This is a genomic window from Streptomyces sp. NPDC002773, from assembly GCF_040295605.1.
Lineage (GTDB): Bacteria > Actinomycetota > Actinomycetes > Streptomycetales > Streptomycetaceae > Streptomyces.
On sequence record NZ_JBEOVO010000014.1, the window covers coordinates 104975 to 125430 of the forward strand.

21 protein-coding genes are annotated in these 20456 nt (G+C 70.2%); 13 read left to right on the top strand and 8 right to left on the bottom strand.

Features of this window, described 5'->3' with window-relative positions; translation table 11 throughout:
* The first annotated feature begins 36 nt into the window (after positions 1 to 36).
* Both ABT034_RS19025 and ABT034_RS19030 read left to right on the top strand, forming a co-directional pair.
* Entirely contained in the window at positions 37 to 2661 is a 2625-nt protein-coding gene (locus ABT034_RS19025; RefSeq protein ID WP_351216560.1) for a bifunctional FO biosynthesis protein CofGH, read from the top strand.
* A gap of 75 nt (positions 2662 to 2736) precedes the next feature.
* A complete protein-coding gene (locus tag ABT034_RS19030) occupies positions 2737 to 3855 on the top strand; it encodes an ADP-ribosylglycohydrolase family protein (protein ID WP_351216562.1) in 1119 nt (372 codons plus the stop codon).
* Here ABT034_RS19030 and ABT034_RS19035 read toward each other — a convergent pair.
* Both ABT034_RS19035 and ABT034_RS19040 read right to left on the bottom strand, forming a co-directional pair.
* Complete coding sequence (locus ABT034_RS19035) at positions 3840 to 5399, bottom strand: sodium:solute symporter family protein (protein ID WP_351216564.1); 1560 nt, start codon at positions 5397 to 5399, stop codon at positions 3840 to 3842. The genes ABT034_RS19030 and ABT034_RS19035 overlap by 16 nt on opposite strands.
* A 186-nt stretch (positions 5400 to 5585) precedes the next feature.
* Positions 5586 to 6368: an SDR family oxidoreductase gene (locus ABT034_RS19040; RefSeq protein ID WP_351216566.1), complete on the bottom strand. Its 783-nt coding sequence runs from the start codon at positions 6366 to 6368 to the stop codon at positions 5586 to 5588.
* 82 nt (positions 6369 to 6450) lie between these two features.
* Between ABT034_RS19040 and ABT034_RS19045 the strand changes: the two genes are divergently transcribed.
* Positions 6451 to 7302, top strand: coding sequence for a hypothetical protein (locus ABT034_RS19045; RefSeq protein ID WP_351216568.1), 852 nt, complete (start codon positions 6451 to 6453; stop codon positions 7300 to 7302).
* Between the two features lie 114 nt (positions 7303 to 7416).
* Here ABT034_RS19045 and ABT034_RS19050 read toward each other — a convergent pair whose 3' ends face one another.
* The 3 genes from ABT034_RS19050 to ABT034_RS19060 form a co-directional block, all read right to left on the bottom strand.
* Positions 7417 to 7617 (bottom strand): DUF397 domain-containing protein, encoded by a 201-nt coding sequence (locus ABT034_RS19050; protein ID WP_351216570.1) that lies wholly within the window; start codon positions 7615 to 7617, stop codon positions 7417 to 7419.
* A gap of 182 nt (positions 7618 to 7799) precedes the next feature.
* Positions 7800 to 8660 (bottom strand): helix-turn-helix domain-containing protein, encoded by an 861-nt coding sequence (locus ABT034_RS19055; RefSeq protein WP_351216571.1) that lies wholly within the window; start codon positions 8658 to 8660, stop codon positions 7800 to 7802.
* A gap of 270 nt (positions 8661 to 8930) precedes the next feature.
* Complete coding sequence (locus ABT034_RS19060) at positions 8931 to 9629, bottom strand: GOLPH3/VPS74 family protein (protein ID WP_351216573.1); 699 nt, start codon at positions 9627 to 9629, stop codon at positions 8931 to 8933.
* Between the two features lie 174 nt (positions 9630 to 9803).
* Between ABT034_RS19060 and ABT034_RS19065 the strand changes: the two genes are divergently transcribed.
* Together ABT034_RS19065 and ABT034_RS19070 are read left to right on the top strand one after the other, a co-directional pair.
* Positions 9804 to 12092 carry a D-alanyl-D-alanine carboxypeptidase family protein gene (locus ABT034_RS19065; RefSeq protein ID WP_502972978.1) on the top strand — a complete coding sequence of 763 codons (2289 nt, stop codon included), beginning with the start codon at positions 9804 to 9806 and terminating at the stop codon, positions 12090 to 12092.
* 143 nt (positions 12093 to 12235) lie between these two features.
* Entirely contained in the window at positions 12236 to 14308 is a 2073-nt protein-coding gene (locus ABT034_RS19070; protein WP_502972979.1) for a DUF8823 domain-containing protein, read from the top strand.
* Between the two features lie 16 nt (positions 14309 to 14324).
* On the opposite strand, the gene ABT034_RS19075 is transcribed toward ABT034_RS19070, so the two are convergent.
* On the bottom strand, positions 14325 to 14765 hold the full coding sequence (locus tag ABT034_RS19075; protein WP_351216577.1) for a hypothetical protein: 441 nt from the start codon (positions 14763 to 14765) through the stop codon (positions 14325 to 14327).
* Positions 14766 to 15035: 270 nt separating this feature from the next.
* Here ABT034_RS19075 and ABT034_RS19080 point away from each other — a divergent pair, with 270 nt between their 5' ends.
* Entirely contained in the window at positions 15036 to 15482 is a 447-nt protein-coding gene (locus ABT034_RS19080; protein WP_351216579.1) for a hypothetical protein, read from the top strand.
* A gap of 37 nt (positions 15483 to 15519) precedes the next feature.
* Here ABT034_RS19080 and ABT034_RS19085 read toward each other — a convergent pair.
* Positions 15520 to 16451 (bottom strand): IS5 family transposase gene (locus tag ABT034_RS19085; protein WP_351216684.1). Its coding sequence is split into 2 segments (ribosomal slippage): positions 15520 to 16116 and positions 16119 to 16451, totalling 930 coding nucleotides; the frame shifts between segments, so codons are not numbered across the junction.
* A 159-nt stretch (positions 16452 to 16610) separates the two neighbouring features.
* Here ABT034_RS19085 and ABT034_RS19090 point away from each other — a divergent pair.
* Both ABT034_RS19090 and ABT034_RS19095 read left to right on the top strand, forming a co-directional pair.
* The gene (locus ABT034_RS19090; protein ID WP_351216581.1) at positions 16611 to 16925 is read left to right on the top strand and encodes a hypothetical protein; all 315 of its coding nucleotides are present in this window, start codon (positions 16611 to 16613) and stop codon (positions 16923 to 16925) included.
* 161 nt (positions 16926 to 17086) lie between these two features.
* Positions 17087 to 17554: a DUF4240 domain-containing protein gene (locus ABT034_RS19095; RefSeq protein WP_351216686.1), complete on the top strand. Its 468-nt coding sequence runs from the start codon at positions 17087 to 17089 to the stop codon at positions 17552 to 17554.
* A gap of 6 nt (positions 17555 to 17560) precedes the next feature.
* Here ABT034_RS19095 and ABT034_RS19100 read toward each other — a convergent pair whose 3' ends face one another.
* Positions 17561 to 18316 (bottom strand): GntR family transcriptional regulator, encoded by a 756-nt coding sequence (locus ABT034_RS19100; RefSeq protein WP_351216583.1) that lies wholly within the window; start codon positions 18314 to 18316, stop codon positions 17561 to 17563.
* Positions 18317 to 18394: 78 nt separating this feature from the next.
* On the opposite strand from ABT034_RS19100, the gene ABT034_RS19105 reads away from it, so the two are divergent.
* The 5 genes from ABT034_RS19105 (at position 18395) to ABT034_RS19125 (ending at position 20403) form a co-directional block, all read left to right on the top strand.
* Positions 18395 to 18673: a hypothetical protein gene (locus ABT034_RS19105; RefSeq protein ID WP_351216688.1), complete on the top strand. Its 279-nt coding sequence runs from the start codon at positions 18395 to 18397 to the stop codon at positions 18671 to 18673.
* Positions 18674 to 18685: 12 nt separating this feature from the next.
* A complete protein-coding gene (locus ABT034_RS19110) occupies positions 18686 to 18985 on the top strand; it encodes a hypothetical protein (RefSeq protein ID WP_351216585.1) in 300 nt (99 codons plus the stop codon).
* Between the two features lie 169 nt (positions 18986 to 19154).
* Positions 19155 to 19379, top strand: a complete 225-nt coding sequence (locus tag ABT034_RS19115; RefSeq protein ID WP_351216690.1) for a hypothetical protein — start codon at positions 19155 to 19157, stop codon at positions 19377 to 19379.
* On the top strand, positions 19376 to 20059 hold the full coding sequence (locus ABT034_RS19120) for a GntR family transcriptional regulator (protein ID WP_351216587.1): 684 nt from the start codon (positions 19376 to 19378) through the stop codon (positions 20057 to 20059). The genes ABT034_RS19115 and ABT034_RS19120 overlap by 4 nt, the downstream gene beginning before the upstream one ends.
* Positions 20056 to 20403 (top strand): hypothetical protein, encoded by a 348-nt coding sequence (locus tag ABT034_RS19125; protein WP_351216589.1) that lies wholly within the window; start codon positions 20056 to 20058, stop codon positions 20401 to 20403. The genes ABT034_RS19120 and ABT034_RS19125 overlap by 4 nt, the downstream gene beginning before the upstream one ends.
* Positions 20404 to 20456 lie beyond the last annotated feature (53 nt).

Below are 20456 nucleotides of genomic sequence, written 5' to 3' on the forward strand. Positions count from 1 at the left end.
AATCCTCCCCGCCGTACCCGCTCGTATGCTCGGTCCATGACGGATCACCAGGCAGCGCGACCCACCGAGAACGCCATGCGCCGTGCCCTCAAGCGGGCCAGGGACGGGGTGGCGCTCGATGTCACCGAGGCCACCGTGCTGCTGTGGGCGCGGGGAGAGGACCTGGCTGATCTGGTCGCCTCCGCCGGGCGGGTGCGGGACGCCGGGCTCGACGCCGCCGGGCGGCCGGGGATCATCACGTACTCGAAGAGCGTGTTCATACCGCTCACCCGCCTCTGCCGGGACAAGTGCCACTACTGCACCTTCGTCACCGTCCCCGGCAAGCTCCGCCGCGACGGCCACGGGATGTTCATGTCGCCGGACGAGGTCCTCGACATCGCCCGGCGCGGCGCCGAACTCGGCTGCAAGGAAGCCCTCATCACCCTCGGCGACAAGCCGGAGGACCGGTGGCCCGAGGCCCGCGAGTGGCTCGACGCGCACGGTTACGACGACACCATCGCGTACGTACGCGCCATGGCGATCCGCATCCTGGAGGAGACCGGGCTCCTCCCGCACCTCAACCCGGGCGTGCTGTCCTGGACCGACTTCCAGCGCCTCAAGCCGGTCGCGCCCTCCATGGGGATGATGCTGGAGACCACCGCGACCCGCCTCTGGTCCGAACCCGGCGGCCCCCACTACGGGTCCCCCGACAAGGAACCGGCCGTCCGGCTCAGGGTCCTGGAGGACGCCGGACGGTCCTCCGTGCCCTTCACCTCAGGGCTGCTCCTCGGCATCGGGGAGACCCTGGAGGAGCGGGCCGAGTCCCTCTTCGCGCTGCGCCGGGTGTCGAGGGCGTACCACTCGATCCAGGAGCTGATCATCCAGAACTTCCGCGCCAAGCCGGACACGGCCATGCGCGGAACACCCGACGCCGAACTCGACGACCTCGTCGCCACCGTCGCCGTCGCCCGCCTCATCCTGGGCCCCTCCGCCTGCCTCCAGGCCCCGCCGAACCTCGTCGACTCCGCGTACGAGCGGCTGATCGCCGCCGGTATCGACGACTGGGGCGGTGTCTCCCCGCTCACCATCGACCACGTCAACCCCGAGCGGCCCTGGCCGCAGATCGACGAGCTGGCCGCCCGCTCCGCCGCCGCAGGGTTCGAGCTGCGCGAACGTCTCTGCGTCTACCCCGAGTTCGTCACCCGGGGCGAACCCTGGCTCGACCCCCGGCTCCTCCCGCACGTCCGCGCCCTCGCCGACCCCGGGACCGGCCTCGCGAACCCGGACGCGGAGGTGCGCGGCCTGCCCTGGCAGGAGCCCGAGGAGGCGTTCACCGCCGCCGGCCGCACCGACCTGCACGCCACCATCGACACCACGGGCCGCACCCACGACCGGCGCGACGACTTCGACGAGGTGTACGGCGACTGGGAGGCGCTGCGCGAGGCCGCCGCGCCCGGGATGGTCCCGGAGCGGGTCGACGCCGACGTCCGCGAGGCGCTGAGCACGGCCGCCGCCGACCCGACGAAGCTCAGCGACGCCCAGGCGCTCGCGCTGCTCCACGCCGACGGGCCCGCCCTCGACGCGCTCACCCGGATCGCGGACGACGTCCGGCGTGACGCCGTCGGCGACGACGTCACGTACGTCGTCACCCGGAACATCAACTTCACCAACGTCTGCTACACCGGCTGCCGTTTCTGCGCCTTCGCCCAGCGCCGTACGGACGCCGACGCGTACACGCTCTCCCTCGACCAGGTCGCGGACCGCGCCCAGCAGGCCTGGGAGGTCGGCGCCGTCGAGGTCTGCATGCAGGGCGGCATCCACCCCGACCTGCCCGGCACCGCGTACTTCGACATCGCCCGCGCGGTGAAGGAACGGGTCCCCGGCATGCACGTCCACGCCTTCTCCCCGATGGAGGTCGTGAACGGCGCCACCCGCACCGGCCTCTCCATCCGCGAGTGGCTGACGGCCGCGAAGGAGGCCGGGCTCGACTCGATCCCCGGCACGGCCGCCGAGATCCTCGACGACGAGGTCCGCTGGGTCCTCACCAAGGGCAAGCTGCCGACGGCGACGTGGATCGAGGTCATCACCACGGCCCACGAGCTGGGCATCCGCTCGTCGTCCACGATGATGTACGGGCACGTGGACCAGCCCCGGCACTGGCTCGGCCACTTCCGCACCCTGGCCCGCATCCAGCAGGAGACGGGTGGCTTCACCGAGTTCGTGACGCTCCCCTTCATCCACACCAACGCGCCCGTCTACCTCGCGGGCATCGCCCGCCCCGGCCCGACCGTCCGCGACAACCGCGCGGTCATCGCCATGGCCCGGCTGCTCCTCCACCCCCACATCCCCAACATCCAGACCAGCTGGGTCAAGCTGGGCACGGAGGGCGCCGCCGAGATGCTCCGCTCCGGCGCCAACGACCTCGGCGGCACGCTGATGGAGGAGACCATCTCCCGCATGGCCGGGTCGAGTTACGGCTCGTACCGCTCGATCCGCGACCTGGAGGCCATCGCGGAGGCAGCGGGCCGCCCGGCGAAACCCCGCACGACCCTGTACGGCGAAGTCCCCGAGGAACGCCAACACACCGCCCGAGCCTCCGACGGCCACCTCCCCGAACTGCTGCCGGTGATCGAGGGTGGCGAGTCCGGTCAAAAGCGGCCTGAAGGGCGTCGGATCATATAACGTTCCGGCCCCCGAACGGGCGTACCCGGTCGATTACAGTGCTGCGCAGACCGGTCTACGGGGGGAGGGCACGACGTGGCCACGACAGCCGCGGCCGTGTGGGGCCGCGCCGAACAGCAGGACTTCCGCGCCCGCGTACGGGGCTGTCTGCTCGGCGGAGCCCTCGGCGACGCCCTGGGGGCGGGCGTCGACGGGCTCACCCTCGAAGCGATCCGGGACGCCCACGGACCTGACGGACTCACGGAGCCCGCGCCCGCGTTCGGCCGCCCCGGCGCCGTCACCGCCGCCACCCAGATGGGCCTGTTCACCGTCGACGGCCTGATCCGCGCCCAGGTCCGGCGCGACACCGGCGTCTGGCACCCGCCCACCGACGTCCACCGGGCGCACCTCCGCTGGGCCGCCACCCAGCGCGACTGGGGCCCCGACGAGCGCCGCAAGGACAACGGCTGGCTCGCCCGCGAGGAGTGGCTCTACGCCCGCCGCAACCCGCCCCGCGCCTGCCTCACCGGCCTCGGCGACGACATCCTCGGCACCCTCGACAAGCCCAAGAACCCGCAGGCCGCCGACTCCGGCGCCCTCGTCCGCTCCGCCCCCTTCGGGCTGCTCGTCGGCTGGGAGCCGCAGCTCGTCTGCCAGCTCGCCGTGGAGTGCGCGGTGCAGACCCACGGCGCCCCCGCCGCCGGCCTCGCGTCGGGCGCCTTCGCGGTCACCGTCCACGGTCTCGCGCGCGGCGGCTCCGTGGAGGCGGCCGTGGACCGGGCCCTGGAGCTGCTGGCGGCGCGCCCCGGCCACGAGCCGGTCACCGAGGCGCTCGGACGCGCCCTCGGAGCCGTACGGGAAGGAGCGCCGAACCCGGAGCGGGTGGCGGCCCTCGGCGCGGACGAGGACCGGGCCGAGGGGCAGCTGGCGGCGGCCGTCTACTGCGCCCTGGTCGGCGAGGACGTACGGCACGGGCTGCGGCTCGCCGTGAACCACGACGGGCCCTCGGCGGTGACGGGGACGCTGACCGGCGCGCTGCTCGGCGCCCTGCACGGCGAGACGGCCCTCCCGCCGGCCTGGCTGGCCGAACTGGAGGGCCGTGCGACGCTCCTGGAGCTCGCGGACGACTTCTCGATGGAGATGACGCAGGGGGCCGCCCTGCACGGCCCGACGGGGTCCTCGCCGGGCTGGCTGGCGCGCTACCCGCGCGGCTGATCCGAGCGGTCGCCGCCGGTCTGCGCGGGGATCGCGGCGGCTCCGGCTCCTCCGGCCGGGCTGCCGTCGTCCGAGTGGAGCTTGTCGAGGATCGCGTCCCTCGCCGGGGTGTCCTCCGGCCTGACGAAGCCGATGAGGACGTACAGGATGAGGGAAGTGGCGAGCGGCGAGACGATCTGGATCTGCAGCTCCATGCCGTCCAGGCCGTAGTTGGTCAGCCAGAAGACGAAGAGGCCGGCCGCCCACGAGACCAGCGCCGCCGTCGGCCCGGACTTCCGGAAGGTCCGCAGCAGACCCAGCATGAACGGGATGGCGATCGGGCCCATCAGACCGGCCACCCACTTGATGACGACGGTGATGATGTCCTTGAAGGTGGGGGAGTTGACCTGGGTGGCGACCGCCATCGACAGGGCGAGGAACGCGATCGTCGACCAGCGCGCGGCGAGCAGCCCCGCCTGCTGCGTCCAGCTCCGCGCGGCCTTGCTGAGGACGGGCGCGATGTCCCGGGTGAAGACGGCGGCGATGGCGTTGGCGTCGGAGGAGCACATGGCCATGGTGTGCGAGAAGAAGCCGACGACGACCAGGCCGAGCAGCCCGTGCGGCAGCAGCTGCTCGGTCATCAGGGCGTAGCTGTCGGAGGCGTCGGGCTTCTTCGGGTCGACGAGCAGCGGCGCGACCCACATGGGGAAGAAGAGGACGAGCGGCCACACGAACCAGAGCGCGGCGGAGAGCCGGCCGGAGCGGGTGGCCTCGCGGGCGCTGGGGGTGGCCATGTAGCGCTGGGCCTGGTTCCACATGCCGCCGCTGTACTCGAAGGTCTTGATGAAGAGGTACGCGAGCAGGAACGTCATCGTGTACGGGCCGGCCGTCGGCGCGGTGTGGCCCTGGAGCTCGGGCCGGTCCCACACGGTCCACAGGGCGCTGAAGCCGCCGAGCTTCGCCATGACGGCGACGAGCATCGCGATGCCGGCGAAGAACTGGATGACGAACTGGCCGAGTTCGGTGAGGGCGTCGGCCCAGAGTCCGCCGACCGTGCAGTAGATGCCGGTGACGACGCCGGTGATGAGGATGCCCTGGTTGAGGGAGATGCCGGTGAAGACGGAGAGCAGGGTCGCGATGGCGGCCCACTTGGCGCCGACGTCGACGATCTTCAGGAGGACACCGGACCAGGCGAGGGCCTGCTGGGTGGGGAGGTTGTAGCGGTCCTTGAGGTATTCGAGCGGGGAGGCGACCCGGAGCCGGGAGCGCAGCCGGTTGAGGCGGGGCGCGAAGAGGTTCGCGCCGATCGCGATGCCGATGGCGATGGGGAAGGACCAGGTGACGTAGGAGGTGACGCCGTAGGTGTAGGCGATGCCGGCGTAACCGGTGAACATCACGGCGCTGTAGCCCGACATGTGGTGCGAGATGCCGGAGAGCCACCAGGGCATCCGGCCGCCGGCGGTGAAGAAGTCGGAGACGGTGTCCACCCGCTTGTGGGACCAGACGCCGATCGCGACCATCACGCCGAAATAGCCGATGAGCACGGCCCAGTCGAGACTGTTCATGAAGCCCCCTCCAGGGGTCTGGTCCGCCTTGTGGACGCCCTTGTGAACGCCGTTCATGGTGTGGCGTGTTGTGAGGCGGGGACAATGCAATGGAGGGTCAAGGGACAGTAAAATCGTTCTGTTTACTGACCCTTGTTCATGTCCATGAACTTGTTGTCGTCGTCCGGAACCCTCTCCGGGGCAGGGTCACCGCATCAGCTCACCCGCGTTGACCAGCAGCGACTGCCCCGTGATCGCCCGCGCCCGGTCCGAGGCGAGGAAGACCGCCGCCTCCGCCACGTCCCCGTCCGTCGCGAGCTCCGGCAGCGCCATCCGCTCGGTCAGCCGGGCGAGCACCTCCGCCTCCGGCACCCCCTCGCCGTGCGCGGCGAACCGGACGTACGCCTGCACCGGCGGCCCCCACATCCAGCCCGGCAGCACCGTGTTGACCCGGATCCGGTGCGGCCCGAGCTCGTGCGCGAGCGAGTACATGGCCGAGGTGAGCGCCCCCTTCGACGCTGCGTACGCCGCCTGCCGCACCTGCGAGGGCGCGGCCACCGCCGACTGCGTACCGATCAGGACCACCGAACCCCCGCGCTCCCTGAGCGCCGGCAGGCAGGCCCGGGTCATCCGCAGCGTGCCGAGCAGATTGACGTCGAGGACCTGCTGCCAGGTCGCGAAGTCGGCGTCCTCCAGGCCGCCGAAGTAGGAGTCCAGGGCGGCGACGTGGACCACCGCGTCGATGCCGCCGAAGCGCGCGGCGGCGAGCGCGGCGAGGGCCTCGCACTGCTCCTCGTCGGTGATGTCGGTGACGCGGTACGCGGTACGGCGCCCCTCCGGGTCGATCTCGGCGGCGGACTTGGCGAGATTGCCCTCGGTGCGCGCGCCGAGCACCGCGTTGCCCCCGTCCCGTACCACCGTCTCGGCGACCCGGTGCCCGAGCCCGGCACCGACCCCCGACACGACGACCGTCTTCCCCTGGAGCAGCATCCGGACCCTCCTCGACCCTGGCCAAGCATCTGACGGTCCGTCAGAGTAGGGGCCCGTCACCGACTAGGGAAGGGGTACGGGAGTGAGCGAGGAGACGTCCAGTGACACTGCCATGTACGCGGAGCTGGCGGCCGTCGGCCCGTACGGGGTCCGGCCCGGCCACGCGCTGATCAGCATGGTCGAGCCGCACCCGGGCCACGAGCACGCGTACAACCGCTGGTACGAGGACGACCACTACTACGCCGGCGCCATGGCCATGCCCTGGATGTACGCGGGCCGGCGCTGGGTCGCCACCCGGGAGCTCCAGGAGCTGCGGCGGCCGGAGAAGTCCGCCGTGGCCAAGCCGGTCACGGCGGGCTGCTACCTCTCCACGTACTGGATCACCGAGGGCCGCTACGACGAGCACATGAAGTGGACCGTCGGCATCAACAAACGGCTCAACCGCGACGCCCGCGTCCACCAGGAGCGGACGCACGTCTTCACCTCGTTCCAGGACCACGAGGCGACCGTGTACCGCGACGGCGCGGCCGGCCCGCGCGACTTCCACGCCCTCGACCACCCCTACGCCGGGCTGATCCTCCAGGTCGTCGACGCCGAGGGCCCGGAGGAACGGGCGGCGCTGCTCGACCGGCTGCGGACCCGCGAGCTGCCCCGCCGGCTCGCCGGCTCACCCGCGGCGATGGTCACCGTCTTCCGGCCGACCCCACTGCCCGGCGACCGCATGACGTACGTGAAGCAGGTGGAGGGCGTCGACACCCGGCTGACCCTGCTCTGGTTCCTGGAGCGGGACCCCCGGGAGTGCTGGGCGGAGCACTTCGCGGACCTGGAGTCGCTGGGGGGAGGGGGCGGGGACTCCGGCGGCCGGGTCGAGCTGGTGGCTCCGTTCGTCCCGACGGTGCCGGGGACGGACCGGTACCTGGACGAGCTTCGCTGATCCGTAGGGGGACCAGCGCTCTCCGGGCAAAGGCCGAGCCCTCTCGGCCAGGACGGCGGACCGGACGAGAGGGCTCTTCGGGTACTGCTGGTGGGGGCGGGTGCGCACCGGGGCTCAGAGGGCCCCGTTGCTCACCTCGCCGACGAACGCGTTCCACGATCCCGGACCGAAGGAGAGGGACGGGCCCTCCGGGGCCTTGGAGTCGCGCACCGCGATCGCGGCCACGAGGGGGGACTTCACTTCGACGCAGGCGCCGTTCCCGCCCGAGTACGAAGACTTGGTCCACATGTCCGTTGCACCCTGGATGATCGCCATGACGCTCAACTCCGGTTCTGCGTGTGGGGTATGTCGCACCGCCCTTCTTGGCGGCGTGATCGACGCTACTGGTCGGCCCCTGCCGGCGGGACCGGCGTTCACACGTCCGAGTGGCATATTCCAACTCGGCTTCCATGGGAGCGATCACGAGGTGTACGGTGCCTGCCCCGGCCGGTCCGGAGTCAGCCCCGAGCGTGCTTCTTGGCCATCTCGGAGATGAAGTCGCGGGTCTGCTCGACGTTCAGCGCCTGCGCCCTGAGGTGCTCGTACATGACGCTGTACTTGCCGACGTCCTGCGCCTTCTCCAGGTACAGATCGCTCGTCACACCCTCGATGTAGACGACGCTGGAGTCCGAGGTGTCGGGGAACTCCAGGATCGAGTACTGGCCGCTGATCCCCGGATGCGCGCCCATCTCGAACGGGATGACCTGCACGGTGACATGCGGCAGGTGCGACTGCTCGAGCAGGTGCTCCAGCTGCTCCACCATCAGCTGCCGGCTGCCGACGATCCGGTGCAGCGCACCCTCGTCGATGACCGCCCACAGCCGCAGCGGACGCTCCTCGTCCCGGATGCGCTCCTGGCGGCGGGTGCGGACCGTGACCCGCTTCTCGATGTCCGCGGGCGTCGACTCCGGCAGCGCGCCGGAGATCACGGCCTCCGCGTAGGAGTGGGTCTGGAGCAGCCCGGGGATGATCTGCGGCTCGTACATCCGCAGGCTCTCCGCGTCCGTCTCCAGACCGATGTAGACGCTGTACGGGATGTCGCCGAAGGCGTGCCACCAGCCCTGCTGGCGCGAGTCCTTGGCCATCTGCATGAGCGAGTCGACCATGCGCTCGTCCTCGACCTCGTACACCCCGCACAGGTCGCGGACATCGCGCTGGCTGATGGAGCGGCGGCCGTTCTCGAGTCGGCTGATCTTGGACTGGGAGACGAGAAGACGCTCGGCGACCTGCTCGGCCGTCATGTTCTTCGCTTCCCGGAGCTTTCGCAGCTCCTGCCCCAATCGGCGTCGCCTGACGGTGGGGTTGACGTTGGACGCCACGGAAACTGCACCTCCGGCTCTCTGCTGCGTAGCTGTGGGTATCTACCGCTTGGCAGACTGCCACCAAAGGCCAGGTGTGCGCTGGAAAATGACCACAACGTATGCGCCGGGGGCGTACGCGTGGGCTTTTGGGCGGTACGTGTGGGCCTGGGGCGGCCCGTGGTGCGCGTGAAGACGCGCGGAGGCCGCACGTGTGCGGGGCGGTCGTCCTGACCGCCCCGCCCACCTGTGCGGCTCCCGGGCTGGTACCTCGGAGTCCGCGAGGTCGTCCTAGTGCGCGGCCGCGCGGGCCATGTGGCCGCCAGGCTGCGCCGGGACACCCGCGGCGTTCCGGCGCGGCTGTGCCGCCGCGCCGTTCTGGACGTCCATCACGGCGTGCGCCACGAGTCCGCCCATGGGGTCGTGCCGGATCAGATCGCGCAGCCGGGACCGCGACGACCGTCCTTCGTTGCCGGGGTAGAGGTGCTTCCCGAGACCGACCGCGTGGGCCAGCGCGGCAAGCGCCGCGGTCCGCGGGTCCGGCGGTACGCCGGTGCGGATCGCACTGTCCAGCCGGGAACGGATCTCCCGACTGATCGCCGTGTCCGTCGCCTGGTAGCGAGTCGTCGGCAACACCCCGCACATCTGGCCCTCCACGGCATGCACCATGCCGCATCGCTCCAGATGCGAGAGATACGTCTGGCGGAGCCCCAGTCGGGGCCCGCCGATCCAGTGGACGGCCCGAACCGGACTGCCACGCCTGCGCAGCAGTTCCAGTGCGGAGTCCAAGGTCGGATCTCCGGTCGGCCGTGGCATCACCACGGCGATACGATCCCCGTCAGGGGCTATCCGGCCTGCCAATGCCAGCTCCACTAGCTGTGCACCGGCCAGGCCGAGGTCGAGCGACTGCGGCTGCGCCGTGGTACCCGTGGTCGGGTCCAGAGCGAGCAACAGAAGCTCTTCCGGAATACTTCTGCGGCTCCTGCCCATCCATGCCTCCCCGCGTGGATGAATGACAGGGTGACCCCTCTCACATTCATCTGTCGAGAGTGCCTGGGCGGTTCATCCGGGAACCAGTAGGTATGTCGTTCTCGTCTAGCACGGGGGCCAAGGGGTTCACACAGGACACTGGTACGCGGACCGGTACACGGCCCGTACGTACGCATGACGCATGGAGGAGGCACGGTGGCGGGCGAGTCCCCCGACAGGGCGGAGCAGCAGGGGCCGTCGCAGGAGACGGCGGCCTCGAGCGGCGGCGGCCGGGATCCTCGGCTTTCCGTGCTCCGTGAGTCAGACGCCTCGTCGTCGGCTTCGGTTTCGAGTTCGGGTTCGGCTTCGGCTTCGGCTTCGGCTTCGTCGGTTCAGGTCGACCAGCCGACGGCCGTCTTCAAGAACCTGGCGCCGAGGACCCCGGAGGACGACGCGCCGGCGGCCGTGGAGCCGGAGAGCGAGCGCTTGAAGGCGGCGGTGGCGGCGTGGGTCGCGACGGCGGAGGAGCCGGGGGACGCGGACGCTTCGGAGTCGGCTTCGGAGTCGGAGCCGTCGGAGCCGTCGGAGTCGTCGGAGTCGGTTGAGGCCGAGGCCGAGGCAGAGCCGGCGGATGACGAGCCGGCGGACGACGAGCCGGCGGATGCGGCGACGGCGGGCGACGAGCCCGAGGGTGATGAGCCGGGCGCCGAGTCCTGGTTCGCGGCGCGGAAGCCGGGGGCGGACGAGAAGCCCTCGGGCCCGACGTCGACCGAGCCCGCCGAGGCCGCCGAAGACGGAGAGCCGGACCCGGAATCGGACCCTGACCCGGACCCCGACCCTGACCCCGACCCTGACCCCGACCCGGAGCCGGCCGACCAGCCGACGACCATGTTCAGGGCCGTCCGCCCGCCCGTGGCGCCCGCGGTGGACCAGCCGACGACCGCGCTGAAGCTTCCGTCCTCCCTGGGCGCGGACTCCGACAGTGAGCGCACCAGCACCTTCGTACCGCTGCGTGCGGACATCCCGGCCGAGCAGAAGGCCGAGAAGGCGCAGGAGGCCCCCAAGGCCCCCACGCCGACCCCCGTACCGGCACCGGCCCCGTCCCGGGTCCAGGCGCCGGCGCCCGCCCCGGCTCCGGCGCAGGCCCCCGACCCCGCCCTCGCGGAGGCGGAGCGGACGCGGCAGCAGCCGTTGCCGCCGCTGCCGCCGCTCGACCTGCTCGCCGAGCTGACGAACACCCCGCCGCCGCCTCCGACCCCGCTGCGGACGACCATGCGCAGGGTCCGGATCTGGACGCCGCTCGTCCTCCTCCTCTTGATCGTCTTTGCGATCGTGCAGATGGTCCGCCCGCTGCCCGCGCCCGTGCTCACCCTCTCCGCCGCGCCGACGTTCACCTTCGAGGGCGGCGAGCTGAAGATGCCGTGGCCCACCGAGGGACAGGGCGCCGTCGAGGTCGAGGGCGTCGGCTCCATGGGCACGTACGGGGCGCAGAAGCCGGCTCCGATCGCGAGTGTCACGAAGACGATGACGGCGTACGTGATCCTCCGCGACCACCCGCTGAAGGGGAAGCAGAACGGCCCCGAGATCACCATCGACAAGAAGGCCGCCGATCAGGGCAAGGCGGAGCACGAGTCGACGGCGGCGGTCCAGGAGGGTCAGACGTACTCGGAGAAGGAGCTGCTCCAGCTCCTCATGATCCCGTCCGCGAACAACGTGGCCCGGCTCCTCGCCCGCTGGGACGCGGGCACGGAGGCCGCGTTCGTCGCGAAGATGAACGCCGCCGCCAAGGACCTGGGCATGACCCAGTCCACGTACACGGACCCGTCGGGTCTCCTCGACAGCACCATCTCGACCCCGCAGGACCAGCTGAAGCTGGCGAAGGCGGTCATGCAGTACGACGTGTTCCGGGAGATCGTGAACATGCCGAACGTGACCGTCGACGGCATCCCCGGCCAGATCGAGAACAACAACAACATCCTGCTGAAGCCGGGGGTGAGCGGCATCAAGACCGGCTCCTCCACCCCGGCCGGCGGCAACCTGCTCTGGTCGGCCAACACCGTCATCGACGGCAAGGTGCGGCGCGTCCTCGGCATCGTGATGGGGGCCAAGGACGCCGATCAGCTCGGCGAGAAGCTCCAGCTCTCCATCGACTACAGCTATGAGCTGATCAAGCAGGCCCAGAAGGACGTCACCTCGGCCGCCGTGGTCCGCAAGGGCCAGGTCCTCGGGTACGTCGACGACGGCCTCGGCGGCCGGACGCCGGTCGTGGCCACCAAGGAGCTCAAGGCGATCGGGTGGCCGGGCCTCCAGGTGAAGCTGGAGCTCACCGACGGCGGCAAGGCCGTCCCGCACGCCGGCAAGGCGGGTGACGTGGTCGGTCAGGTGTCGATCGGCACGGGCGCCGGGAAGGTCAGCGCGCCGGTCGCCCTCCGGACGGATCTGGTGGAGCCCGGCTTCGACAAGAAGCTGAGCCGCGTGGGCTGAGAAGCACTCGCCTGGCTGAGAAGCCACCCGCTTGGCTGGGCGCCCCGGTTCTCCGGGGCGCCCGGCTGTTAGCGTCTTCGGGGGACGAGAAGCACGCGTGACACACGTGAGAAGTGAGACGGGCAGCACGGGAAAGGGCCGCAGTGACCACCGCCGAGCCGACACGCGCCGACCGCGCCGACCGCGCAGAGTCAGGACCCGCCCGTGACTGCGATTCCCCCTCCCACCCGCACCCCCCTACCCCCGTCGACCGCGCAGAAGCCGGCCCCGACCATGCCCCCGTCCCCGTCCATGCCCCCGTCCATGTCCCCGTCCATGCCCCCGACCATGTCCCCGGCCACGTCTCCGGCCACGTCTCCGACCCGGACACGGCCCCCGACGTGGGTCCGTCTTCGCACCCGCGAATAATGCTCCCGGCGCAGCGGAACACCCCGCCCTCCAAGGCCCCCACCCCCACCGAGAAGCCGACGCCGTCGCCCACGCCGACGCCCTCGGCCCCCCGGCCCCGGCGGAAGCGCCGCTACACGGTGATGGCGGCCACCGGCCTGGCGGCCGTGACCCACGTCCTCTGGTTCTTCTTCTTCGCGAACAGCGGCGGGGACCTGGCCGCGCAGGACGCGTGGGCGGAGTTCGTGGGCCGACATCCGGCTTCCGCGTACAACCTGGCCTGGTACGGCGGGATGCACCCGGTCTCGTACAGCGTCGTGTCGCCGTATCTGATGTCGCTGCTCGGCGTGCGCAGCACGATGATGGTCGCCGGGACCCTGTCGGCCGCGCTGACCGCGCTGATCCTGGTGCGGGTGCCGGCGGTCCGCAATCCGCTGGCGTGCTCGGTGGCGGCCGTCTTCGCGTTCCTCTGCAACGCGCTGTCGGGGCGGGTGACCTTCGGCCTGGGCATGATGTTCGCGCTCGGCGCGGTCGCCGCCGTGTTCTGCTGGCCGCACCGCTGGCGCCGCAAGCGCTGGGCGAAGGCCGCGGTGGCGGCGCCGCTCGCCGGCATCGCGACGGCGTGCAGCCCGGTCGCGGGACTGTTCCTCGGGGTGGGGGCGGCGGCGCTGTTCCTGAACAAACGGCGCCCCGGCGCGTACGCCCTCGGTCTGGCGCCGGTGGCCGTGGTCGCGCTCTCGTCCTGGCTCTTCCCCTTCTCCGGTACGCAGCCGATGGCCTTCGGCTCGACGGCGCTGCCGCTGGCCTTCGGCGCGCTGATCTTCCTGCTCGTACCGAAGGACTGGCGGACGGTCCGTACGGCGGCGGCGGTCTACACGATCGGGACGCTCCTGACGTGGCTGATCGACTCGCAGATCGGCTCGAACATCTCGCGGCTCCCGATGCTCTTCGCCGGTGTGGTGCTGCTCGCCGCCCTGCCGTACACGGCGCCGCGCTCACGCCGCTGGTACGCGCTGCTGCTCGCCTTCGCCGGGCTGAACTTCTGGATCGGCTTCAAGGGCGTCGACGACGTGATCCGCACCGCGCCGGACGCCTCCTGGGCGCGGGAGCTGGCGCCGCTCATCAACCAGCTCCAGGTGCGGGGCGCGGGCAAGGCGCGGGTGGAGGTCGTACCGGCGTCCAGCCACCGCGAGTCCTCGGCGCTGAGCCCGTACATCAACCTGGCGCGGGGCTGGAACCGCCAGGCGGACATGGAGCGCAACCCGCTCTTCTACGACGACACCCTGAACGCCGTGAACTACGAGGAGTGGCTGGACCGCTGGGCGGTCCACTACGTGGTGCTGCCGACCGGCGCCCCCGACTCGGGCGCGGAGCAGGAGGCGGAACTGGTCGCCGAGGGCCTGCCGTACCTGGAGCAGGTGTGGTCGGACGAGAACTGGCGGCTGTACGAGGTCGAGAACCCGACGCCGCTCGCGGACCCGCCGGCCGAGGTGCGGAGCGCGGAGGAGAACGAGGTCGTGATCAGCGTCGACCGCCCCGGCCGGGTCCTGATCCGCGTCCCGTACTCGCCGTGGCTGGCGCTCGTGGACGAGAACGGCGGCAAGATCGAGGCGCCGCAGGAGACGGAGGCCTCGAAACTGGCCCGCGAGGAGTCCGAGACGGAACTCGTGAAGATCTTCGCCAACGAGAAGGGCTGCCTGTTCAAGGCGGAGGCGGACGCGGAGGGCGACGAGTGGACGGAACTGCTCGCCCCGAAGGCGGGCGTCTACCGCCTGGCGGCCCCGTACAAACTGTCGCGGGGCACGCCGTGCCCGGAGGAACTCCGCTGACCACGGAGGGGGGCGGCTACGGCCGCCGATAACCGGCGAGCATCCGCCGCATGCCGAGGGCGTGCCCGCCACTGCTGATGACGAGGAGCCGATAGACCCGCCCCGCCGCCCCGGGAAAGGCGGCCCGGGTCTCGGCCCGCAACCGGCAGCGCCCGTCCGCCAGCTCGTCGATCCGGAAGACGAGGCTGTAAGCGGCGGAGAACCGATGCCCGCCCTCCAGGGCGAGCTCCTTCCCCGGCACGACCCGGGCGACCCGGAACCCGGGAAACGCGGACCCGACGGCAAGCGGCCGAGGCCCACCCACCCGAAGAGGCTCAGCCCCCACAAGCCGCGCGTACCACGCCCCACCACCCCGCGAGAGCGCCCGCTCCACCCGCACGAGAAGCCGCTGCCACAACTCCTCGACCCCGACCTCCACGACGACGACGTGCTCGTCGACGAACGGCAGCGAACTCATGAAGCGATCACCCCCCGAAACTACCGCCACCCCCCACCCCCGACAAGCAACCCCGAACACAGAACAAGGGCCCTCCCGCCACAGCGAAAGGACCCTCACTCAACAACACTCCTGTGCCCCCGGCAGGATTCGAACCTGCGACACCCGCTTTAGGAGTTCGATCGCTCCCTGGTTCTGCTGGGATACCGCCCGGCCGCACTAGGAGCTGTCCGGCCGATCACGTGCGGAGGTAGATCCAGGGCGGCTGCACGGATGCCCTACTGTTGTCGCGTGACGGGGATAGGCGATGCTGTGATCACTGACGACGATGTCCTGACTCTCCTGGTCGAGCGCATTCCCGAGACCAGGTATCTGGTCGAGGAGAAGTACGAGCTCGGGCAGGATGAGGCACCGCCGACAGTCGATACAGAGCTGGATCTGTGGGCGAACCTGATCGGCCTCCTGACGAGGCCGGTTCTCCTGCCGGCCCTGGAGCATGCGGAACCCGACAGCGATCTACTGCGACGATGTTTCGGTTTCGTGGAGGACATCTACGCTGGCGCCGGAGAGAGTCGGCGCGGCGCCATCTATTTTCAGATACTGGAGTGCCTCCTTGAGGCAAGGCCGTATTTGGAGAATGCCATCCCCTACCTGCGAGGGCCAGTCAGGGAGCGGGTGTCGCACATGCTCAAGCACTACGAGGTCGAGGGCTACGAGCACGGCCTCCCCTCACTCTGAACAGCCACTGAGCGGGTCGCCGTTTGACTCCGGCCGATCATGCGCGGAGCCAGATAGTGAGAGCTGCGACGGTTGTGGTGCCGAGGTAGACGTAGCCGCGCTTGTCATAGCGGGTAGCCACGGCCCTGTGCTGCTTCAGCCGGTTGATGGCCCGTTCCACAGTGTTCCGTTTCTTGTACCGCTCTTCATCGAAGCCTGGTGGCCGTCCGCCGCGTAAGCCTTTGCGCAGGCGGGCGGCCTGGCTGTCGGTCTTCTCCGGGATCGTGTGCCGGATGCCGCGGCGCCGCAGGTAGTCACGGCACGGCCCGTTGCTATAGGCCCTGTCCGCGGCGACGCTGTCGGGCTTGTTCCGGGGCCTGCCGGGTCCGGGTTTGGGGACGCGGATCTTCTCCAGGACCGGCTTGAACTGGGTGCAGTCCGCCCGCTGTCCTGGTGTGACGATCAGGGACAGCGGGCGGCAGCGGCCGTCCGCGCTCAGGTGAAGCTTGGTGGTGAACCCGCCGCGCGAGCGGCCCAAGCCCTCGCCTTCAGCACCACCTCCACCAGGCGGGCGACGAGGCTCTGCCACGGTGTCTCGTGCTGGTGTTCTTCTGACGCGTCCCCCTTTGATGCGGGGGCGGGCGGCGGGTCGTTGCGGGCACCCGCCGCGTGCTGATGCGCCCGCACGATGGTGGAGTCAACCGAGACGTCCCAGTCGATCTCATCTGCCGCGTCGGCCGCGGCCTGGACCTGCTGGAGCAGACGCTCCCACGTTCCGTCCGCCGACCACTTCCGGTGACGTTCGTAGACGGTCTTCCACGGCCCGAAGCGCTCGGGCAGGTCACGCCAGTGAACGCCGGTGCGCACCCGGTGCAGAATCCCGTCGATCACCTGTCGGTGATCCCGCCACCTGCCACAACGCCTGTTGCTGACCGGCAGAAACGGCCGTAGCCGTTCCCACTCAGCATCGCTCAGATTACCCCGCTCCATGACCACATCAACGACCTGAGCGGGGAATAGCCACATGATCGGCCGGACAGGGCCTAGTTGTGCCGGACCGACGAGGAGTACTGGCGTCCGGCGCCGTTGATGTCACTCGTGGATGTCAGAACGGAGCCACCCGCGCTCGCTCGCTGGCACGATGGTCGCGTGGTTGACCTGGAGCGCATCAGAGCAGAGACCGTGGCGTACTTCCAAGCACTCGATGAGAACGCCACCCTGCGGCACCACTTCCGCCATACCGACGAGGAGGGCGGTTTGTGGTACATCGAAGCCGTACCCGACCGCGGCGAGTTGATTGTCATCAAGCAAGCCGAGCTGACTTCGGCCGGCCGACTCCACCGGTACAGCTGGGAGCACCTGGAGGACGAACACGGCGGCCTGACAGACCAAGCAATCGACCCTGAAGAGGATCCGTTGGAGGCTATCCCGGCTGAGGAGTTCCAGCGGGTGTGGACGCGGTGATCACGTTGGACAACCACTTTAGGAGTTCGGTTGTGGGGTCCTGGGCGGGGGAGGGGCGCTGCTGACGGTTGCTGCGGCTAGCCGGGTGCGACCGCCCCCGTTCGCCGTCGTTGATGTCAGCCGTGGATGTCAGACCGGCCTGACATCCTGCGCCCGTGAGAATGACATGGGCCGACTTCTGGGCACTGATAGCCACCCTGAACGGCGAAGCGACTGAAGAGAGCTGCCAGCGCCTCGCCGAGGAGCTGAGCCGCCGTCCCGTCTCCGACATCATCGGCTTCGCGGAACGGCATGCCGAGGCGCTCTACCGCCTGGATCAGGAGAAGTTCGGCACTCTGCCGGTGGTCGACCTGACGGCCCGGTTCGGCAGCCCGTTCCCGCAATCATCCGACGTGTTCCTGTACGCGCGCTGCGCTGTGGTGGCCGCGGGTCAGGCCGTCTGGGAGAGCGTCTTCTTCGACGTCGAGAAGTTCGTCCCGTACACCTCAAGCGAGCGCGACGGCGAATGGCTGCTGTACGTGCCGGACACGGCGTACGAGCTGGCCACCGGCGAGGAGTGGGACCGCTCCACCCGGTATTGCTCCGAAAGCTACTCCAACCGGGACGGTTGGCCAGACCTGCGGGACTGAGTCGAGCTACCGCTTGATCGGGATCTCGTAGACGATCTCGCAGTGGGCGGCGGGCACGATGATGTCGGCAGTCTCGACGGGACGGCCCTCGTCGCTGTAGTAGGTCCGCCGGATGTGGGTTACGAGCGCGGCTTTCTGGATCCCAAGAAGGGAGGCCTCCTCGGCGGTCGCCTGCCGCGGTTCGGGCTGCTCGACGGCATGGCTGACCGTGACGCCGATCTCGGCCATACGGTTCACGACGCCGGCCCCGGCATGCGGTCCGCCCTCGGGAAGGACGACGAGGGTCCCGCCGGTGAGGTCGTACGGCTCCCAGCTCGTGGACAACTGCACGGGCCGTCCGTCGGCGAGGAACTCGTACACGGTCCGGACGCACAGCTCGCCCTCACCGATCCCGAGCCGCGCAGCGATTCCCGCCGGCGCGGCCACCTTCGCATCGGTCCGGCTCTCCCAGCCGCCGTTCCGCCCCACGGCCTTCATGTCGGCCCGGAACGGCGAGCTGTCGGGCTGCTCGCGCGCCGCGGACCGAACCATCCGCACCCGCTGCCGGGGCGCGGCGACGTAGGTCCCGGATCCTGCCCGCCCCTCCAGCACGCCTTGGGAGATCAACAGCTCCTGGGCGCGGCGAACGACGTTCTCGCCCACCCCGCACTCCTGGCCGATCTGGGCCCGAGAGGGCAGCCGGTCGCCAGGAGTCCACTCGTGCTCCGCGATCCGCTGCCGGAGTACGTCGGCGATGCGGGGATAGGGCGGCTGCTCAGGCATATGGAAAATCTAGTCCACTAGCTCTAATCTAGTTAACTAGCTTCACTGAAAGTGATCGCCGGTGACGGAGGCTGCCCTGTGCCTGCTCCAGAAGTAAGCGCGGAGGCCCTCGCTGCCCAGCTATCTGCCCTTGGGCTCACCACACGCGTGGAGGAGCACGCCAGACACGCATCGATCGAAGCGGAGGTACCGGAATCCCTCCCCGCCGAGACGTGGCGGGAGGTCCTGGAAGTCGTGTCGAAGGCAGACCGGTTCGGTCTCCTCGCCACCAGCCTGGGCGGCCGAACCCTCTGGGCCGCCGTGAACAAAGCGGTCCCCGCGACGGGCGATGTCCGGGGACCTGGCCTCCAGCGATAGGAGCTGATCAGCATGTTCAACCGTATCCGCCGCGCCATCGCGCGCACCAGGGAGCGGTACTCCCAACGGCCCCGGCACCGCGACGCGTTAAAGCCTGCCCGCCCGACACTTATCCACCCCAACCCGTCCGAGGCACTGACGCTGCTCCTTCGACAGCTCCAAGACCGCACGGACTTCCTTCCGGGCGAGGAAACGGCCCTTGTCCGCCCGTACGTCCTGGCCAGCGAGCAGCGCACACGGCAGCGCTCGACGCCCATCCCGCACCACCACCTCGCCCACACCTGCTTCACGTCGGCGGAGGCCCACGGATGACACGCATCCCCGCGGCGGCCACGCCCTACCGGTCCAGCGCATGCCGGATCGGCACCCACCACGAGTGCGCGCACTCCTCCCCGGCGACGGCACCGATCGACATCCCCGTCATCTACGAGGCGTGCGTCTGCCCCTGTCACTCCCCGACCACGTCACCGAAGGCGGCCTCGTGAACGGCTTCCCCTCCGGCGGCGCGCTCGCCTCGCCGGTCGAGATCACCACGGCCACCGTGCAGCGCGGCGACGTCATCCAGATCGGCGGCCAACCGTGCCGAGTAGCTGACCTCCGCCAACTCCCCGGCGGCGCGAAGCGCCTCCTCTTCGAGTCGGGCGAGCTCCTGACCATGCACACCCGTACGCGCCTGATCGCCGTACGAGTGCTCAGAAGGTCGTGACCGACCCCGTGCCGTCCCTCCGCCACACCATCGCCGCCGACCTCCGGACCCAGATCACCACCGGCCACCTCAAGGCCGGCGAACGCCTTCTCTCGGAGCCCAAGCTCGCCACGCACTACAAGGTCAGCACCCCAACCCTCCGCAACGCCCTCGCCCTCCTCCAAGCCGAGGGCCTGATCGAGAAGATCCACGGCAAGGGCAACTTCATCCGTCACCCTCTCCGCAGACTCACGTACACGGGAGGCCGCCTCACCCCGGACACAGATCTCCACGTCACGATCCGCACCACCAAGGTCCGAGCACGCGGAGACCTGATCCCCCTACTCAAGGTCCCCTCGCGCACGCCGCTGACGGAGTTCCTCTACCTCACTCACCAGGGGGAGTCGCCGCACAGCCTGGCTCGCATCTACGTTCCGCAAGACCTGGCGCCGGCCGAACTGCCGTGGCGTCAACCCGGGTGGGCCGAAACCCGAGAAACGGTCACCGCCCGACTGCCCGCCTCAGAAGAGGCCTCCACCCTCCGGATCAGCTCGACGCTGGCCGTCCTCGCGATTACTCGCGTCTCGTCCGACACCACCGGCCGCGTGGTCGAGGCGGCCCTCCTGGTCCTCCCTGGCGACCGCGCCAACGCACTCTTCATCACCCACCACACGACCGAAGAGAGGGGAACGGAAGGATGACAGCCCACAGCGAGCTGCGCCTCCTGCCGTGGTCGGGCCCCGATGGGAAGCCCTGCTACCTGAGCACCGACGACAACAACAGCCACCTGTCCCGCCTGGCCGACTCCACCGAAGCGATCCAGCTCGGTCTGGCGGCAGAACTCTTGGACCACGTGCCCGACGTACTCGGCATCGGGGAGGCCAGCCCGGAAGATCTGAGTGCCCTGGCGGCGGACCTCGCGGGAGCCTTGTGGGCCACGCTGCGCGTAGCGGAAAGCCGCGGCCACCGCCTGCTGGCTCCGGGTCCGGATGCCCGTGCCAACGACACTGAAGGCCCCCTGCTGCCGGCGGCGGCCATCGGCTAGCGAACAACCCGCACCCAACAACAAGGAGAAGTCCCGGACTCAGTCCGGGGCTT

Bases quoted from the DNA above. Each gene is read 5' to 3' on its own strand.
- ABT034_RS19075 (WP_351216577.1), bottom strand. From the start codon at position 14,765: ATGAGTTCGCTGCCGTTCGTCGACGAGCACGTCGTCGTCGTGGAGGTC.
- ABT034_RS19095 (WP_351216686.1), top strand. From the start codon at position 17,087: ATGACATGGGCCGACTTCTGGGCACTGATAGCCACCCTGAACGGCGAA.
- ABT034_RS19025 (WP_351216560.1), top strand. From the start codon at position 37: ATGACGGATCACCAGGCAGCGCGACCCACCGAGAACGCCATGCGCCGT.
- ABT034_RS19065 (WP_502972978.1), top strand. From the start codon at position 9,804: ATGACGCATGGAGGAGGCACGGTGGCGGGCGAGTCCCCCGACAGGGCG.
- ABT034_RS19110 (WP_351216585.1), top strand. From the start codon at position 18,686: ATGTTCAACCGTATCCGCCGCGCCATCGCGCGCACCAGGGAGCGGTAC.
- ABT034_RS19060 (WP_351216573.1), bottom strand. From the start codon at position 9,629: ATGGGCAGGAGCCGCAGAAGTATTCCGGAAGAGCTTCTGTTGCTCGCT.
- ABT034_RS19040 (WP_351216566.1), bottom strand. From the start codon at position 6,368: ATGCTGCTCCAGGGGAAGACGGTCGTCGTGTCGGGGGTCGGTGCCGGG.
- ABT034_RS19100 (WP_351216583.1), bottom strand. From the start codon at position 18,316: ATGCCTGAGCAGCCGCCCTATCCCCGCATCGCCGACGTACTCCGGCAG.
- ABT034_RS19125 (WP_351216589.1), top strand. From the start codon at position 20,056: ATGACAGCCCACAGCGAGCTGCGCCTCCTGCCGTGGTCGGGCCCCGAT.
- ABT034_RS19035 (WP_351216564.1), bottom strand. From the start codon at position 5,399: ATGAACAGTCTCGACTGGGCCGTGCTCATCGGCTATTTCGGCGTGATG.
- ABT034_RS19050 (WP_351216570.1), bottom strand. From the start codon at position 7,617: ATGGCGATCATCCAGGGTGCAACGGACATGTGGACCAAGTCTTCGTAC.